Source organism: Streptomyces sp. SS1-1, from assembly GCF_008973465.1.
Lineage (GTDB): Bacteria > Actinomycetota > Actinomycetes > Streptomycetales > Streptomycetaceae > Streptomyces.
The window spans coordinates 4271604-4287579 of record NZ_WBXN01000004.1; the positions used below are offsets into that span (position 1 = coordinate 4271604).

A 15976-nucleotide genomic window follows, 5' to 3' on the forward strand; every position below is an offset into this window, starting at 1 on the left:
GTCATGCTGATCCCCCGTAGGGTCAAGCACCGCAAGCAGCACCACCCGAAGCGCAACGGTATGTCCAAGGGTGGAACGCAGGTTGCGTTCGGCGAGTACGGCATCCAGGCGCTGACCCCGGCCTACGTGACGAACCGCCAGATCGAGGCGGCCCGTATCGCGATGACCCGCCACATCAAGCGTGGCGGCAAGGTCTGGATCAACATCTACCCGGACCGTCCCCTCACCAAGAAGCCGGCCGAGACCCGCATGGGTTCCGGTAAGGGTTCGCCGGAGTGGTGGATCGCCAACGTCAAGCCCGGACGCGTCATGTTCGAGCTGTCGTACCCCAACGAGAAGATCGCCCGTGAGGCCCTGACTCGCGCAGCCCACAAGCTGCCGATGAAGTGCCGGATCGTCAAGCGCGAGGCAGGTGAAGCGTGATGTCGGCCGGTACCAAGGCGTCCGAGCTGCGCGAGCTGGGCAACGAGGAGCTTCTGGCGAAGCTCCGCGAGGCCAAGGAAGAGCTGTTCAACCTCCGCTTCCAGGCGGCCACGGGTCAGCTCGAGAACCACGGTCGGCTGAAGGCCGTCCGCAAGGACATCGCGCGGATCTACACCCTGATGCGCGAGCGTGAGCTGGGCATCGAAACGGTGGAGAACGCATGAGCGAGAGCAACGTGACTGAGAACAAGGAAGCTCGCGGTTTCCGCAAGACCCGTGAGGGTCTGGTCGTCAGCGACAAGATGGACAAGACCGTCGTCGTCGCCGTCGAGGACCGCGTCAAGCACGCGCTGTACGGCAAGGTCATCCGCCGTACCAACAAGCTCAAGGCGCACGACGAGCAGAACGCCGCGGGTGTCGGCGACCGCGTCCTCCTCATGGAGACCCGGCCGCTGTCCGCGACGAAGCGCTGGCGCGTCGTCGAGATCCTCGAGAAGGCCAAGTAAATCTCCTGCGGGGCATTCCTCGCAGGACAGTTCCGCCAGGCTCCGGGGGCCGTTCCTGAACGGCCCCCGGGGAACCGGCAGACAAACAGGAGATAGACGTGATCCAGCAGGAGTCGCGACTGCGTGTCGCCGACAACACTGGTGCGAAGGAGATCCTTTGCATCCGTGTGCTCGGTGGCTCCGGTCGCCGCTACGCGGGCATCGGTGACGTCATCGTCGCCACCGTCAAGGACGCGATCCCCGGTGGCAACGTGAAGAAGGGTGACGTCGTCAAGGCGGTCATCGTTCGCACCGTCAAGGAGCGCCGCCGTCCGGACGGCTCGTACATCCGCTTCGACGAGAACGCCGCCGTCATTCTGAAGAACGACGGCGACCCTCGCGGCACCCGTATCTTCGGCCCCGTCGGCCGTGAGCTGCGCGAGAAGAAGTTCATGAAGATCATCTCGCTCGCGCCGGAGGTGCTGTAAGCATGAAGATCAAGAAGGGCGACCTGGTCCAGGTCATCACCGGTAAGGACAAGGGCAAGCAGGGCAAGGTCATCGCGGCCTTCCCCCGCGAGGACCGCGTCCTGGTCGAGGGTGTCAACCGGGTCAAGAAGCACACCAAGGCCGGCCCGACCGCCAGCGGTTCCCAGGCCGGCGGCATCGTGACCACCGAGGCCCCGATCCACGTCTCCAACGTCCAGCTGGTCGTGGAGAAGGACGGCAAGAAGGTCGTCACGCGTGTCGGTTACCGCTTCGACGACGAGGGCAACAAGATCCGCGTTGCCAAGCGGACGGGTGAGGACATCTGATGGCTACCACCACGACCCCGCGTCTCAAGACGAAGTACCGCGAGGAGATCGCGGGCAAGCTGCGTGACGAGTTCAAGTACGAGAACGTCATGCAGGTCCCCGGCCTCGTGAAGATCGTGGTCAACATGGGTGTCGGTGACGCCGCCCGTGACTCGAAGCTGATCGAGGGCGCGATCCGCGACCTGACCACCATCACCGGTCAGAAGCCGGCCGTCACCAAGGCCCGCAAGTCCATCGCGCAGTTCAAGCTGCGTGAGGGCCAGCCGATCGGTGCCCACGTCACGCTCCGTGGCGACCGCATGTGGGAGTTCCTGGACCGCACCCTGTCGCTCGCGCTCCCGCGCATCCGCGACTTCCGCGGCCTGTCCCCCAAGCAGTTCGACGGCCGTGGCAACTACACCTTCGGTCTCACGGAGCAGGTCATGTTCCACGAGATCGACCAGGACAAGATCGACCGCGTCCGGGGTATGGACATCACCGTGGTCACCACGGCGACCAACGACGCTGAGGGCCGCGCGCTCCTTCGTCACCTCGGCTTCCCCTTCAAGGAGGCGTGAGCGAGATGGCGAAGAAGGCTCTGATCGCTAAGGCTGCTCGCAAGCCCAAGTTCGGTGTGCGTGGCTACACCCGCTGCCAGCGCTGCGGCCGTCCGCACTCCGTGTACCGCAAGTTCGGCCTGTGCCGCGTGTGCCTTCGTGAGATGGCTCACCGTGGCGAGCTGCCGGGCGTGACCAAGAGCTCCTGGTAATCCCCGCTTTCAGGGATAACCAAGGCTCTCGGTAAGCAGACAGGGCGGCAGGACGCCCAGCCCGCATGCCTTAGGCTTGTGGGGTTGGGCGCCTGCTGCCGCCCTTACGACTTACTACGCCGTAGGTCCACCGCGCCGCACCCGTCCCGTCTCGGATCGGGGAGAGGGATGGCGCACCAGGAAACCCCGGCGAGAGAGGCCGAAGGCCAATTCATGACCATGACTGATCCGATCGCAGACATGCTTACGCGTCTGCGGAACGCGAACTCGGCGTACCACGACACCGTGGCGATGCCGCACTCGAAGATCAAGTCGCACATCGCGGAGATCCTCCAGCAGGAGGGCTTCATCACGGGCTGGAAGGTCGAGGACGCCGAGGTCGGCAAGAGCCTCGTTCTCGAGCTGAAGTTCGGCCCGAACCGTGAGCGCTCCATCGCGGGCATCAAGCGGATCTCCAAGCCCGGTCTCCGGGTGTACGCGAAGTCCACCAACCTGCCGAAGGTGCTCGGCGGCCTGGGCGTGGCCATCATCTCCACGTCCCACGGTCTCCTCACCGACAAGCAGGCCGGCAAGAAGGGCGTGGGTGGGGAAGTCCTCGCCTACGTCTGGTAGCAGAAGGGAACGGAGGAAACAGCTATGTCGCGCATCGGCAAGCTCCCCATCGCGGTTCCCGCCGGCGTGGACGTCACCATCGACGGCCGTACGGTCAAGGTCAAGGGCCCCAAGGGCGAGCTGACCCACACCGTCTCGGCGCCGATCGAGGTCGCCAAGGGCGAAGACGGCACCCTGTCGGTGACCCGCCCGAACGACGAGCGTCAGAACAAGGCCCTCCACGGCCTGTCCCGCACGCTGGTGGCGAACATGATCACCGGCGTGACCCAGGGTTACGTGAAGAAGCTCGAGATCAGCGGTGTCGGTTACCGCGTGACCGCCAAGGGTTCGAACCTCGAGTTCGCCCTCGGTTACAGCCACCCGATCACTGTCGAGGCCCCCGAAGGCATCACCTTCAAGGTCGAGGCGCCCACGCGTTTCTCGGTCGAGGGCATCGACAAGCAGAAGGTCGGCGAGGTCGCGGCCAACATCCGCAAGCTGCGCAAGCCCGACCCGTACAAGGCCAAGGGCGTCAAGTACGAGGGCGAAGTCATCCGCCGCAAGGTCGGAAAGGCGGGTAAGTAAGCCATGGCATACGGACAGAAGATCCTCAAGGGCGACGCCTACAAGCGCGCCGCGATCAAGCGCCGCCACATCCGGATCCGTAAGCACATCAACGGAACGGCGGAGCGTCCGCGTCTGGTCGTTACCCGCTCGAACCGCCACATCGTGGCCCAGGTGATCGACGACATCAAGGGTCACACCCTGGCGTCCGCGTCCACCCTGGACACCTCGATCCGCGGTGGCGAGGGCGACAAGTCCGCGCAGGCCAAGCAGGTCGGCGCCCTGGTCGCCGAGCGTGCCAAGGCCGCCGGTGTCGAGGCTGTCGTGTTCGACCGTGGTGGCAACCAGTACGCCGGGCGCATCGCCGCCCTGGCGGACGCCGCCCGCGAAGCCGGGCTCAAGTTCTGAGCCTGCCGTAGCTAGCGGAAACAGAGAGAGGTAAATCCAATGGCTGGACCCCAGCGCCGCGGTGGCGGTGCCGGTGGCGGCGAGCGGCGGGACCGGAAGGGCCGTGACGGCGGCGCAGCTGCCGCCGAGAAGACCGCGTACGTTGAGCGCGTCGTCGCGATCAACCGCGTCGCCAAGGTTGTGAAGGGTGGTCGTCGCTTCAGCTTCACCGCGCTGGTCGTGGTGGGCGACGGTGACGGCACCGTGGGTGTCGGTTACGGCAAGGCCAAGGAGGTGCCGGCCGCCATCGCCAAGGGTGTTGAGGAGGCCAAGAAGCACTTCTTCAAGGTCCCCCGTATCCAGGGCACCATCCCGCACCCCATCCAGGGTGAGAAGGCTGCCGGCGTCGTGCTGCTCAAGCCCGCGTCGCCCGGTACCGGTGTTATCGCCGGTGGTCCGGTGCGTGCCGTGCTCGAGTGCGCCGGTATCCACGACGTGCTGTCGAAGTCGCTCGGCTCCGACAACGCCATCAACATCGTGCACGCGACCGTGGAGGCCCTGAAGGGCCTGCAGCGTCCCGAGGAGATCGCGGCCCGCCGTGGTCTGCCGCTCGAGGACGTCGCCCCCGCGGCTCTTCTCCGTGCGCGTGCCGGGGCGGGTGCGTAATCATGGCGCAGCTGAAGATTACGCAGGTCAAGTCCTACATCGGCAGCAAGCAGAACCACCGTGACACCCTGCGCTCCCTTGGTCTCAAGGGCATCAACACGCAGGTCGTCAAGGAGGATCGTCCCGAGTTCCGCGGCATGGTGCACACCGTCCGCCACCTCGTGACGGTCGAGGAGGTCGACTGATCATGGCGGAGCAGAACCCGCTCAAGATCCACAACCTCCGTCCCGCCCCGGGCGCCAAGACCGCGAAGACCCGTGTCGGTCGTGGTGAGGCGTCGAAGGGTAAGACGGCCGGTCGTGGTACCAAGGGCACGAAGGCCCGTTACCAGGTTCCGGAGCGCTTCGAGGGTGGCCAGATGCCCCTCCACATGCGTCTCCCGAAGCTGAAGGGCTTCAAGAACCCGTTCAAGACCGAGTACCAGGTCGTCAACCTGGACAAGCTCGCCTCCCTCTACCCCGAGGGCGGCGAGGTCACGGTCGCCGATCTGGTCGAGAAGGGCGCTGTTCGCAAGAACAGCCTCGTCAAGGTCCTCGGCCAGGGCGAGATCTCCGTGGCGCTGCAGGTGACGGTCGACGCCGTCTCCGGCTCCGCCAAGGAGAAGATCACCGCCGCCGGCGGCAGCGTCACCGAGCTCGTCTGAGTACATCAGGCGTCTCGATGACTTGAGCGATCCCGACCGGGGATACCCCACAAATGGGGTATCCCCGGTTGGTCGTTCCTAGGGGGGCGGTCTCGCCGGTAAGGTGGCCTGCACTGCCCACTTTCCCCGAGTGCTCCCATGGGGCACTCTGAGCGGCAGTTGGCCGTTAGCTAAGTCGTTCCCTATCAGTCGAACCTCAGACCGTCACCCTTGACGCAGTTGCGCGGGGGTCGCAGGAGGCACCGTGCTCACCGCGTTCGCCCGGGCGTTCAAGACGCCCGACCTGCGCAAGAAGCTGTTCTTCACGCTCGGCATCATCGTGATCTACCGGATCGGTACCCACATCCCGATCCCCGGCGTCGACTACCGGGCCGTTCAGGTCTGTATCGACCAGGCGAGCACGAACCAGGGCATCTTCGGCCTGGTCAACATGTTCAGCGGTGGCGCGCTGCTGCAGATCACGATCTTCGCGCTCGGCATCATGCCGTACATCACGGCGAGCATCATCCTGCAGCTGCTGACCGTCGTGATCCCGCGTCTCGAGGCCCTGAAGAAGGAGGGCCAGTCGGGTACCGCGAAGATCACGCAGTACACCCGTTACCTGACGGTCGCGCTCGCCATCCTCCAGGGCACCGGCCTGGTCGCCACGGCCCGCAGCGGCTCGCTGTTCCCGCAGTGCGCCGTCGCCGGCCAGATCGTCCCGGACCGCTCCATCTTCACGACCATCACGATGGTCATCACCATGACCGCCGGTACGGCCGTCGTCATGTGGCTCGGTGAGCTCATCACCGACCGCGGCATCGGCAACGGCATGTCGATCCTGATGTTCATCTCGATCGCCGCGACCTTCCCGGCCGCGCTGTGGGCCATCAAGCAGCAGGGCGACCTGGCGGACGGCTGGATCGAGTTCGGCACGGTGATCCTCGTCGGCCTCGTCATGGTCGGCCTGGTGGTCTTCGTCGAGCAGGCCCAGCGCCGGGTGCCCGTGCAGTACGCCAAGCGCATGATCGGCCGCCGTTCCTACGGCGGCACCTCGACGTACATCCCGCTCAAGGTGAACCAGGCGGGCGTGATCCCCGTCATCTTCGCGTCGTCGCTGCTCTACATCCCGGCCCTGATCGTGCAGTTCTCCGGTTCGACCGCCGGATGGGCCGCCTGGATCCAGCAGAACCTGGCCTCGACCTCGGCCCCGATCCACGTCGCGCTGTACTTCCTGCTGATCGTCTTCTTCGCGTTCTTCTACGTGGCCATCTCGTTCAACCCCGAGGAAGTCGCGGACAACATGAAGAAGTATGGTGGCTTCATCCCGGGCATCCGGGCTGGCCGACCGACCGCTGAGTACCTGTCGTACGTACTCAACCGGATCACGTGGCCGGGCTCGCTGTACTTGGGTCTGATCGCTCTCGTGCCGACACTGGCGTTGGCAGGTTTTGGGGCAAACCAGAACTTCCCGTTCGGCGGGACCAGCATCCTGATCATCGTGGGTGTCGGTCTCGAGACGGTGAAGCAGATCGAGAGCCAGCTCCAGCAGCGCAATTACGAAGGGTTCCTCCGCTGATGCGAATCGTCCTCGTCGGGCCGCCGGGCGCCGGGAAGGGAACGCAGGCCGCGTTCCTGGCCAAGAACCTGTCGATCCCGCACATCTCCACGGGCGACCTGTTCCGCGCCAACATCAGCCAGCAGACGGACCTCGGCAAGCTCGCGAAGTCCTACATGGACGCGGGCGAACTGGTGCCGGACGAGGTCACCATCGGGATGGCCAAGGCCCGCATGGAGCAGCCGGACGCCGAGAACGGCTTCCTGCTCGACGGCTTCCCGCGCAACGTGTCGCAGGCCGAGGCGCTCGATGAGATGCTCCGCTCCGAGGGCATGAAGCTCGACGCGGTGCTGGATCTCGAGGTCCCCGAGGACGAGGTCGTCAAGCGGATCGCCGGGCGGCGGATCTGCCGCAAGGACTCCAGCCACGTCTTCCACGTCACGTACAGCCCGCCGAAGAAGGAAGGCGTCTGCGACGTCTGCGGCGGCGAGCTGTACCAGCGCGACGACGACTCCGAGGAGACCGTCCGCAAGCGGCTCGAGGTCTACCACACGCAGACCGAGCCGATCATCGACTACTACAAGGCGCAGGGGCTGGTCGTGACCATCTCCGCCCTCGGCAAGGTCGAGGACGTCACGGCTCGCGCCATGCAGGCGCTGAAGCGTGACGTGGACGCCCGGTAGCAGTCACCAGCTCGTACGGCGAAGCCGCGGTTCCCGCTCAGGGGGCCGCGGCTGCTGCGTGGGGCGGGGTGTGGCTCCGCCCTTATGGTTGAGAAAAGTCCCACAGTCCGGTCCGAGAAAGGCCCCGCCGCCATGGTGCAGATCAAGAACCCCGAGCAGATCGCCAAGATGCGCGAGGCGGGGCTGGTCGTCGCCGCCATCCACGCGGCCACCCGGGAGGCCGCGGTGCCCGGGGCCAGCACCAAGGATCTGGACGAGGTCGCGCGCAAGGTGCTCGCCGAGCACGGCGCCAAGTCGAACTTCCTGGGCTACGGCGGCTTCCCGGCGACGATCTGCACGTCCGTGAACGACGTCGTCGTCCACGGCATCCCCTCGGAGAACGTCGTCCTCAAGGACGGCGACATCATCTCCATCGACTGCGGCGCCATCATCGACGGCTGGCACGGTGACGCCGCCTACACGGCGTTCGTCGGTTCCGGGCACGCCCCCGAGCTGGTGGAGCTGTCCCGGGTGACCGAGGAGTCGATGTGGGCCGGCATCGCGGCGATGAAGCAGGGCAACCGCCTCGTGGACATCTCCCGTGCCATCGAGACGTACATCCGTCGCCAGCCCAAGCCGGGCGGCGGCCGCTACGGGATCATCGAGGACTACGGCGGTCACGGCATCGGCACCGAGATGCACATGGACCCGCACCTGCTGAACTACGTGGAGCGCCGGCGCGGCAAGGGCCCCAAGCTGGTCCCCGGCTTCTGCCTGGCCATCGAGCCGATGGTCTCCCTGGGCACCCCGAAGACCGAGGTCCTCGAGGACGACTGGACCGTCATCACGACGGACGGCACCTGGTCCTCCCACTGGGAGCACTCGGTCGCCCTGACCGAACAGGGGCCGCTGGTCCTCACGGCCCCCGACGGCGGCAGGGCCAAGCTGGCGGAGCTGGGCGTCACGGCGGCTCCCGATCCGCTTGCGTAAGGATCTCCCTTGTGGGGCAGACTTCCCCGATTCGTGTTTCCGGGTGCCCTGACGTAGACTGACTCGTCGGCTCTTGTGTACCCGCATGTCCGCATGCGCTCGCAAAAGTCGATCAAGGTAGTCGATTCGAAGGGCGAAGCGTGGCCAAGAAGCAAGGTGCCATCGAGATCGAGGGCACTGTCGTCGAGTCTCTTCCGAACGCCATGTTCAAGGTCGAGCTCCAGAACGGCCACCAGGTCCTGGCACACATCAGCGGCAAGATGCGTATGCACTACATCCGCATCCTCCCTGACGACCGGGTCGTGGTGGAGCTGTCTCCGTACGACCTGACGCGTGGCCGGATCGTCTACCGCTACAAGTAGATCTTGCCCGGGCCCCGGTTCCTCCGGGGCGTTGGCACTGACCCGGAGAACCTCACCCCATGAAGGTCAAGCCGAGCGTCAAGAAGATCTGCGACAAGTGCAGGGTGATCCGCCGTCACGGTCGGGTCATGGTCATCTGCGACAACCCGCGCCACAAGCAGCGCCAGGGCTGAAGCACGACCACACCCCTCTGCACCGCTATCGCAGAGATTCGCGCGACGCGAGCTGAATTGTTCATACGCAGAGCCCCGGCGAAGTCATCGCCGGACACCCCCGGTTCGGAGGCCGGGGACCCAGTTCGTACCTGGTACGGCGGCTGGGAACCGGTTCTGCGGAAGACCTCCGACAACCACCAGGAGCCATTGAATGGCACGCGTTTCCGGTGTTGACATCCCGCGCGAAAAGCGCGTGGAGATCGCCCTCACCTACGTGTTCGGCATCGGCCGGACCCTTTCGCAGCAGACGCTGGCCGCCACCGGCGTCGACCCGAACACCCGCGTTCGCGACCTCTCCGAGGAGCAGCTCGTCGCGATCCGCGAGTACGTCGACAACAACATCAAGACCGAGGGTGACCTCCGTCGCGAGATCCAGGCCGACATCCGCCGCAAGGTCGAGATCGGTACCTACCAGGGTCTGCGTCACCGTCGCGGTCTGCCCGTCCGCGGTCAGCGCACCAGCACCAACGCGCGTACCCGCAAGGGCCCGCGTCGCGCCATCGCCGGCAAGAAGAAGCCGGGCAAGAAGTAGTCCGCAGCGGACACCGTCCAGCGGTCTTCGCTGTAGGACCGACCACCTCCCGTAGGAGTAATAGATGCCCCCCAAGGGTCGTCAGGGCGCTGCCAAGAAGGTGCGCCGCAAGGAAAAGAAGAACGTCGCTCACGGCCACGCGCACATCAAGAGCACGTTCAACAACACGATCGTCTCCATCACGGACCCGTCGGGCAACGTGATCTCCTGGGCCTCCGCCGGCCACGTCGGCTTCAAGGGCTCCCGGAAGTCCACGCCGTTCGCCGCGCAGATGGCCGCCGAGTCGGCTGCCCGCCGCGCCCAGGAGCACGGCATGCGCAAGGTCGACGTGTTCGTCAAGGGCCCGGGTTCCGGCCGTGAGACCGCGATCCGCTCCCTGCAGGCCACGGGCCTCGAGGTCGGCTCCATCCAGGACGTCACCCCGACCCCGCACAACGGCTGCCGTCCGCCGAAGCGCCGCCGCGTCTGACGTACGGCTGCTTCACGCAGGCTTGGTTTCGGGCGGTACGGCTCTGCAAGGGCCGTATCGCCCGTACCCTTGCAGTACCCGTCCCTCTTGCCGGGGGCGGTTTCCGTCGGGCGTCAAATAGCGGGCGTCCACGAATGAAGGATCTGATCCACACATGCTGATCGCTCAGCGTCCCTCGTTGACCGAAGAGGTCGTCGACGAATTCCGCTCCCGGTTCGTGATCGAGCCGCTGGAGCCGGGCTTCGGCTACACCCTCGGCAACTCCCTGCGCCGCACCCTCCTGTCGTCGATCCCCGGAGCCGCTGTCACCAGCATCCGCATCGACGGTGTCCTGCACGAGTTCACCACCGTGCCGGGTGTCAAGGAGGACGTCACCGACCTGATCCTCAACATCAAGCAGCTGGTCGTCTCCTCGGAGCACGACGAGCCCGTCGTGATGTACCTGCGCAAGCAGGGCCCGGGTCTGGTCACCGCCGCCGACATCGCGCCCCCGGCCGGTGTCGAGGTGCACAACCCCGACCTCGTCCTCGCCACGCTCAACGGCAAGGGCAAGCTGGAGATGGAGCTGACGGTCGAGCGTGGCCGCGGTTACGTCTCCGCCGTGCAGAACAAGCAGGTGGGCCAGGAGATCGGCCGTATCCCGGTCGACTCCATCTACTCGCCGGTGCTGAAGGTCACGTACAAGGTCGAGGCCACGCGTGTCGAGCAGCGCACCGACTTCGACAAGCTGATCGTCGACGTCGAGACCAAGCAGGCGATGCGTCCCCGTGACGCCATGGCCTCCGCCGGCAAGACCCTGGTCGAGCTGTTCGGTCTCGCCCGCGAGCTGAACATCGACGCCGAGGGCATCGACATGGGTCCGTCCCCGACGGACGCCGCGCTCGCCGCCGACCTGGCGCTGCCGATCGAGGAGCTGGAGCTCACCGTTCGGTCGTACAACTGCCTCAAGCGCGAGGGCATCCACTCCGTGGGTGAGCTCGTGGCGCGTTCCGAGGCCGACCTGCTCGACATCCGCAACTTCGGCGCCAAGTCGATCGACGAGGTCAAGGCGAAGCTCGCGGGTATGGGCCTGGCGCTCAAGGACTCGCCTCCCGGGTTCGACCCGACCGCCGCCGCGGACGCCTTCGGGGCGGACGACGACGCGGACGCGGGCTTCGTGGAGACCGAGCAGTACTAAGAGCTCGGGCCATCCGGTCCGTACTTGGGTGCGGGTGCGCTGTGGTTTCTCGCGCAGTTCCCCGCGCCCCTTCCGGGCACGGCCCCTCGCGGGGCCTGTGCCCGGATCTCCGACAGGCGACCGCCTGCTCGGATACTGACTCCGGTACCTGATACGGCCGGGGCAGACACACAGGAGAAAGAACATGCCGAAGCCCACCAAGGGTGCCCGTCTGGGCGGCAGCGCCGCGCACGAGAAGCTCCTCCTCGCGAACCTGGCGAAGAGCCTCTTCGAGCACGGCCGCATCACCACCACCGAGGCGAAGGCCCGCCGTCTGCGGCCGTACGCCGAGCGTCTGATCACCAAGGCGAAGAAGGGCGACCTTCACAACCGCCGTCAGGTGCTCCAGGTCATCACGGACAAGGGCATCGTCCACACGCTCTTCACCGAGATCGGCCCGCGGTACGAGAACCGCCCGGGTGGCTACACCCGGATCACCAAGATCGGTAACCGCCGTGGCGACAACGCGCCCATGGCTGTCATCGAGCTGGTCGAGGCGCTGACGGTCGCCCAGGAGGCCACGGGTGAGGCCGAGGCCGCCACCAAGCGTGCCGCCAAGGACGCCGAGGCCGCCGAGACCACGGTCGACACGACCAAGGCCGACGAGGCTCCCGCCGAGGAGTCGAAGGACGCCTAGTCCAGGGCTGTTCGATCGCGGGTCCGTCCCTTCCGGGGGCGGGCCCGCTTTCGTGTCGCTGAGAGGATCTACGGGTGAGTGACGAAGTGGAACCCGGATACGTACGGCTGCGCCTCGACCTGTCGTACGACGGCACCGAGTTCTCCGGGTGGGCCAAGCAGGCCGGCGGGCGGCGGACCGTGCAGGGGGAGATCGAGGACGCGTTGCGGACCGTCACCCGGTCCGGGGACACCACGTACGAGCTGACCGTCGCGGGGCGGACGGACGCAGGGGTGCACGCGCGCGGGCAGGTCGCGCACGTGGATCTGCCGCGCTCGGTGTGGGCCGAGCACAGCGAGAAGCTGCTCAAGCGGCTCGCCGGACGGCTGCCCAGGGACGTGCGTGTCTGGGCGCTGCGCGAGGCACCCGCCGGGTTCAACGCCCGGTTCTCCGCGGTGTGGCGGCGGTACGCCTACCGCGTGACCGACAACCCCGGGGGCGTCGATCCGCTGCTGCGCAACCACGTCCTGTGGCACGACTGGCCGCTCGACGTGGACGCCATGAACGAGGCGGCCCGGGCGCTCCTCGGGGAGCACGACTTCGCGGCCTACTGCAAGAAGCGGGAGGGCGCCACGACCATCCGCACCCTCCAGGAGCTGAGCCTGGTGCGCGGGGACGACGGGATCATCACCGCGACCGTGCGGGCGGACGCCTTCTGCCACAACATGGTGCGCTCCCTCATCGGGGCGCTGCTGTTCGTGGGGGACGGGCACCGGCCCCCGGACTGGCCCGGGAAGGTGCTCGCCGCCGGTGTCCGGGACTCCGCCGTACACGTCGTACGGCCGCACGGGCTGACCCTCGAAGAGGTCGGCTACCCGGCGGACGAGCTGCTCGCCGCGCGGAACAAGGAGGCGCGGAACAAGCGGACGCTGCCGGGCGCCGGCTGCTGCTGAGCCGCGGCGCTCAGTCCCGGTGGTCAACGGGCCCACCATCGGCGACGTCGGCGGTGTCTCCCGGCTCGACGGCAACGGCTACTACGCCAAGACGCTGCGCAGCGCCAAGCGGCTCTAGGAGTGTCCCGGGCCGTCCCGGGCCGGGCCGGGGTCCCCGGCCCGGTGGAGCCCGCGCCCTACGGGCGGCCGGTCACTCGCCGGCCGCCGCGGACGCCTGCGCCTCGCCGCGCCGGCGGATCTGACGGAACGTGAACTCGGCGAGGTCGTCACCGGCCTTGAAGGCGGCGGTGTCCTTGTCCGTCATGTTCCGGCCGTTGGTGAAGCCCGTGATGGTGAAGTAGGCGTACCGGCCGTAGGAGTTGGAGGTCGAGCGGCAGACCGCCGCCGTGCAGAAGTCCTTGACGCCCTTTCCGGACAGCGAACGGACGATGTCCTTCTTGGTGTCGACCTTGCTCTTGACCTTCTGCGCCTTCGCCTCGGTGTCGAAGACGGCCACGCCGACGGTCACCGCGATGCCGTCCTTGACGTAGGAGACCCGCATGAAGCGGGTGCAGCCGCCCTCGGCGAGGAGCTTCGGCAGCCCGCCCTTGGTGGCGGCGGAACAGTTCTTCGTGTCGTCCGTCGCGCCCTTCTTGTAGACCGTCTCCCCCATGGTCAGCTGGGTGCCGGGGAAGAGGATCTGGGCGCCGAGCGGGGCCGTGTCCTTGTTCTTGCTGGCCACGAAGTCCTTCGGGTCCAGCGGCGGCGGCGCGCTGGTGGGCGCGAACGACGGGACGGCCGCCGACTCGCCCGGCAGGTCAGTCGTCGAGGGCAGGCCGGAAGCCGGTTTGCCGGACGCGGAGTTGTCCCCGTTCGCCGACACCACCGCCACCGCCACGGCCGCGCCGATGGCGACGGTGGCCAGTGCGCCACCGCCGATGAACAGCAGCCGGCGCCGCTTGTTGCGGGTCTCCGACGCCTCGGCCAGCGCCGCCCAGTCCGGGGTCTGGTCGGTGCCGCCGGTCCACGGCTGCTGGGAATGCGGTTTCCAGGGATCCCACTGGGACGGGGGTCCCCCCTGCTGCCCGTAGCTCATGGGGCGCATCTTAGACGGACCTCGGGTGTGCCGGTCCGCCCCAAAGGGCCCTTCGCCACCTAGCGTTCAGGGGATGAGCGAGCGCAAAAGCGACATGTCCGGGTGGTTGGTACGACGGGCGTCCTGGCCGCTGTGGGTCGCGCTGGTCGCCGTGCTGGGGGCCCTCGTGGCGCGCACGGCCCGGCTGACCTCGCGCGGAGGGATGGACAACGCCATCGTCGTCCGGGCGGCGAAGGCGTGGCTGGACGGCGGCTCGCCGTATGACGACCCCCACTTCCTCTATCTGCCGAGCGCGGTGCTGGCCGCCGCCCCGCAGGTCTTCGTGGACCGGGACGTGCTGTGCGTGCTGGCGCCCCTCGTGGTGACCGGATGCCTGGTGGGCGGCTGGGTCTGCGCGCTGCGGCTGCACGGCGTCCCCCTGCGCAGCCGCTTCGCGGCCCTCGGCCTGCTCGCGCTCGCGGCGGGCTTCGCCCCCTTCGCCCATCTCGTCTGGCTGGGCAACTGGACGGCGACCGCCGCCCTGGCCCTGCCCCTGGCGCTGCTGCTCGCGGGGCGCGGGCGGTGGGTGGCCGCGGCGGCGGTGCTCGGGGCGGCGGTGGCGCTGAAGCCGCTGCTCGCGCCGATGGCCCTGCTGTTCGTGTTCGCCCGGCGGTGGCGCGCGCTGGGCGTGCTGGTCGCGGTGCCGGTGGCGGCCTCGGCCGGCGCGGCCCTGCTGCTGCCGGACCCCGCCGGGTTCTTCACGCGGACCGTGCCGTTCCTGCTCAGCGGCGACGACCGGTTCGTCCGGCTCTACGAGGCGTCCCCGGCGGCCGTGCTGCCCCGGCTGGGGGTGCCGGGAGCCCTGGCCGGGGCGCTGGCGTTCGCGCTGGCCGCGGCGGGGCTGGTGTGCGCCCACCGGCGCTGGCGCGGCGACGGGGGCCCGCTGCGGTACGCGGAGACCGGGGCGCTGCTGATGCTCTCGGCGTTCCTGGTCTCCCGGCCGTCGTACGACCACTATCTGCTGGTCCCGGTGCCGCTGCTGCTGGCGGGGCTGCCGTACGCGGCGTCGGTGACCCGCTCGGTCTGGTTCTGGATGGCCCTGGTGCCGCAGCTGCCCGGGGTGACCTGGCCCTATCTGGAGGCGGGGGAGCGGCGGGCCTTCCGGGACGCCGTGACGCTGTGCGCCCTCGCGGTGACGGTGGGCCTGCACTCCTGGCGGCGGTCGGGCCGGGAGACGGCGCCGGCCGTGCCCGTCCCGCCCTCGCGGGGGGCGGCGGCGCCGAGCAGCGCGTCCGGCGTGTGACGGGTGGGCCCCGGCGGTCGACTACCCTGGACCTGGAACAGCGACGCCGGCCGTGGGCAACCCGTTTTGACCCGGCTGGGGCCCCGCAGGTATCCTGCATGTTCGTTGTGTATTGGCTTGCTCATTCTCACGGGACGGGCCCTTACACCGGTCCACCGGGCCGATGACCAGCAACCCCACGTACGCGGTATGCGTCGCCGCAGTGGCTCAGGCTGTCGTGATCGTTTCGGTGACCTGTTCAGGACCATTCACTCGAAGCGAAGGCTACGAACCGTGCGTACGTACAGCCCCAAGCCCGGCGATGTGACGCGCCAGTGGCACGTCATCGACGCTCAGGACGTCGTCCTGGGTCGTCTCGCCACCACTGCCGCGACGCTCCTCCGGGGCAAGCACAAGCCGATCTACGCGCCGCACGTCGACGCTGGTGACTTCGTCATCATCATCAACGCCGACAAGGTGCACCTCTCCGGCAACAAGCGGACCCAGAAGATGGCGTACCGCCACTCCGGCTACCCGGGTGGTCTGCGCTCCGTCCGTTACGACGAGCTCCTCGACAAGAACCCCGAGAAGGCCATCGAAAAGGCCGTCAAGGGCATGCTCCCCAAGAACACGCTGGGCCGTCAGATGCTCTCGAAGCTGAAGGTCTACAAGGGTGACCAGCACCCGCACGGCGCGCAGCAGCCGCAGCCGTACGAGATCACCCAGGTCGCGCAGTAAGTCCGGCCACCCCCTAAGACTGAAGAGAAT

The 15976-nt window shown here is 67.6% G+C and carries 26 protein-coding genes; 25 read left to right on the forward strand and 1 reads right to left on the reverse strand.

Going from position 1 to position 15976, the window contains the following annotated elements; all coding sequences use genetic code 11:
- Nucleotides 1–3: 3 nt before the first annotated feature.
- The 23 genes from rplP to truA all read left to right on the forward strand — a co-directional run bounded on the left by rplP (nucleotide 4) and on the right by truA (nucleotide 12872).
- Nucleotides 4–423: a 50S ribosomal protein L16 gene (gene rplP / locus F8R89_RS21075; RefSeq protein WP_009190136.1), complete on the forward strand. Its 420-nt coding sequence runs from the start codon at nucleotides 4–6 to the stop codon at nucleotides 421–423.
- Nucleotides 423–647 (forward strand): 50S ribosomal protein L29, encoded by a 225-nt coding sequence (gene rpmC, locus F8R89_RS21080; RefSeq protein ID WP_007494763.1) that lies wholly within the window; start codon nucleotides 423–425, stop codon nucleotides 645–647. Before rplP ends, rpmC begins: the two co-directional genes overlap by 1 nt.
- A complete protein-coding gene (gene rpsQ, locus F8R89_RS21085; protein ID WP_039656223.1) occupies nucleotides 644–928 on the forward strand; it encodes a 30S ribosomal protein S17 in 285 nt (94 codons plus the stop codon). Before rpmC ends, rpsQ begins: the two co-directional genes overlap by 4 nt.
- Before the next feature lie 98 nt (nucleotides 929–1026).
- Entirely contained in the window at nucleotides 1027–1395 is a 369-nt protein-coding gene (rplN, locus tag F8R89_RS21090) for a 50S ribosomal protein L14 (protein WP_003998823.1), read from the forward strand.
- 2 nt (nucleotides 1396–1397) lie between these two features.
- On the forward strand, nucleotides 1398–1721 hold the full coding sequence (rplX, locus tag F8R89_RS21095; protein ID WP_093546083.1) for a 50S ribosomal protein L24: 324 nt from the start codon (nucleotides 1398–1400) through the stop codon (nucleotides 1719–1721).
- Nucleotides 1721–2278, forward strand: a complete 558-nt coding sequence (gene rplE, locus F8R89_RS21100; RefSeq protein WP_053661885.1) for a 50S ribosomal protein L5 — start codon at nucleotides 1721–1723, stop codon at nucleotides 2276–2278. The genes rplX and rplE overlap by 1 nt, the downstream gene beginning before the upstream one ends.
- A gap of 5 nt (nucleotides 2279–2283) precedes the next feature.
- Nucleotides 2284–2469 carry a type Z 30S ribosomal protein S14 gene (locus tag F8R89_RS21105; RefSeq protein WP_003948630.1) on the forward strand — a complete coding sequence of 62 codons (186 nt, stop codon included), beginning with the start codon at nucleotides 2284–2286 and terminating at the stop codon, nucleotides 2467–2469.
- A gap of 213 nt (nucleotides 2470–2682) precedes the next feature.
- Nucleotides 2683–3081 (forward strand): 30S ribosomal protein S8, encoded by a 399-nt coding sequence (gene rpsH / locus F8R89_RS21115; RefSeq protein ID WP_053759511.1) that lies wholly within the window; start codon nucleotides 2683–2685, stop codon nucleotides 3079–3081.
- A 24-nt stretch (nucleotides 3082–3105) separates the two neighbouring features.
- Nucleotides 3106–3645, forward strand: coding sequence for a 50S ribosomal protein L6 (gene rplF, locus F8R89_RS21120; RefSeq protein ID WP_062664035.1), 540 nt, complete (start codon nucleotides 3106–3108; stop codon nucleotides 3643–3645).
- 3 nt (nucleotides 3646–3648) lie between these two features.
- Nucleotides 3649–4032: a 50S ribosomal protein L18 gene (gene rplR / locus F8R89_RS21125; protein ID WP_007494754.1), complete on the forward strand. Its 384-nt coding sequence runs from the start codon at nucleotides 3649–3651 to the stop codon at nucleotides 4030–4032.
- A 39-nt stretch (nucleotides 4033–4071) separates the two neighbouring features.
- A complete protein-coding gene (rpsE, locus tag F8R89_RS21130; RefSeq protein WP_009190144.1) occupies nucleotides 4072–4677 on the forward strand; it encodes a 30S ribosomal protein S5 in 606 nt (201 codons plus the stop codon).
- 2 nt (nucleotides 4678–4679) lie between these two features.
- The gene (rpmD, locus tag F8R89_RS21135) at nucleotides 4680–4862 is read left to right on the forward strand and encodes a 50S ribosomal protein L30 (protein WP_003974250.1); all 183 of its coding nucleotides are present in this window, start codon (nucleotides 4680–4682) and stop codon (nucleotides 4860–4862) included.
- Between the two features lie 2 nt (nucleotides 4863–4864).
- Nucleotides 4865–5320, forward strand: coding sequence for a 50S ribosomal protein L15 (gene rplO, locus F8R89_RS21140; RefSeq protein ID WP_062664033.1), 456 nt, complete (start codon nucleotides 4865–4867; stop codon nucleotides 5318–5320).
- A 244-nt stretch (nucleotides 5321–5564) separates the two neighbouring features.
- The gene (secY, locus tag F8R89_RS21145; protein ID WP_151785407.1) at nucleotides 5565–6878 is read left to right on the forward strand and encodes a preprotein translocase subunit SecY; all 1314 of its coding nucleotides are present in this window, start codon (nucleotides 5565–5567) and stop codon (nucleotides 6876–6878) included.
- Entirely contained in the window at nucleotides 6878–7540 is a 663-nt protein-coding gene (locus F8R89_RS21150) for an adenylate kinase (RefSeq protein ID WP_151785408.1), read from the forward strand. Before secY ends, F8R89_RS21150 begins: the two co-directional genes overlap by 1 nt.
- Before the next feature lie 132 nt (nucleotides 7541–7672).
- Nucleotides 7673–8509 carry a type I methionyl aminopeptidase gene (gene map, locus F8R89_RS21155; protein WP_151785409.1) on the forward strand — a complete coding sequence of 279 codons (837 nt, stop codon included), beginning with the start codon at nucleotides 7673–7675 and terminating at the stop codon, nucleotides 8507–8509.
- Between the two features lie 140 nt (nucleotides 8510–8649).
- On the forward strand, nucleotides 8650–8871 hold the full coding sequence (gene infA / locus F8R89_RS21160) for a translation initiation factor IF-1 (RefSeq protein ID WP_003948620.1): 222 nt from the start codon (nucleotides 8650–8652) through the stop codon (nucleotides 8869–8871).
- Between the two features lie 59 nt (nucleotides 8872–8930).
- The gene (gene rpmJ / locus F8R89_RS21165) at nucleotides 8931–9044 is read left to right on the forward strand and encodes a 50S ribosomal protein L36 (protein WP_003974245.1); all 114 of its coding nucleotides are present in this window, start codon (nucleotides 8931–8933) and stop codon (nucleotides 9042–9044) included.
- Between the two features lie 193 nt (nucleotides 9045–9237).
- On the forward strand, nucleotides 9238–9618 hold the full coding sequence (rpsM, locus tag F8R89_RS21170) for a 30S ribosomal protein S13 (protein ID WP_004984507.1): 381 nt from the start codon (nucleotides 9238–9240) through the stop codon (nucleotides 9616–9618).
- A 64-nt stretch (nucleotides 9619–9682) separates the two neighbouring features.
- The gene (gene rpsK, locus F8R89_RS21175; RefSeq protein ID WP_003956432.1) at nucleotides 9683–10087 is read left to right on the forward strand and encodes a 30S ribosomal protein S11; all 405 of its coding nucleotides are present in this window, start codon (nucleotides 9683–9685) and stop codon (nucleotides 10085–10087) included.
- A gap of 154 nt (nucleotides 10088–10241) precedes the next feature.
- Nucleotides 10242–11264 (forward strand): DNA-directed RNA polymerase subunit alpha, encoded by a 1023-nt coding sequence (locus F8R89_RS21180; RefSeq protein ID WP_003966937.1) that lies wholly within the window; start codon nucleotides 10242–10244, stop codon nucleotides 11262–11264.
- Between the two features lie 184 nt (nucleotides 11265–11448).
- Nucleotides 11449–11940, forward strand: a complete 492-nt coding sequence (rplQ, locus tag F8R89_RS21185; protein WP_151785410.1) for a 50S ribosomal protein L17 — start codon at nucleotides 11449–11451, stop codon at nucleotides 11938–11940.
- A gap of 74 nt (nucleotides 11941–12014) precedes the next feature.
- On the forward strand, nucleotides 12015–12872 hold the full coding sequence (gene truA / locus F8R89_RS21190; RefSeq protein WP_151785411.1) for a tRNA pseudouridine(38-40) synthase TruA: 858 nt from the start codon (nucleotides 12015–12017) through the stop codon (nucleotides 12870–12872).
- Between the two features lie 190 nt (nucleotides 12873–13062).
- Here the strand turns inward: truA and F8R89_RS21195 are convergent, their stop codons facing one another.
- Entirely contained in the window at nucleotides 13063–13947 is an 885-nt protein-coding gene (locus tag F8R89_RS21195; RefSeq protein ID WP_151785412.1) for a hypothetical protein, read from the reverse strand.
- Nucleotides 13948–14020: 73 nt separating this feature from the next.
- On the opposite strand from F8R89_RS21195, the gene F8R89_RS21200 reads away from it, so the two are divergent.
- Entirely contained in the window at nucleotides 14021–15229 is a 1209-nt protein-coding gene (locus F8R89_RS21200) for a glycosyltransferase 87 family protein (RefSeq protein WP_151785413.1), read from the forward strand.
- 273 nt (nucleotides 15230–15502) lie between these two features.
- Entirely contained in the window at nucleotides 15503–15946 is a 444-nt protein-coding gene (gene rplM, locus F8R89_RS21205) for a 50S ribosomal protein L13 (protein WP_010036634.1), read from the forward strand.
- Nucleotides 15947–15976: the final 30 nt, after the last annotated feature.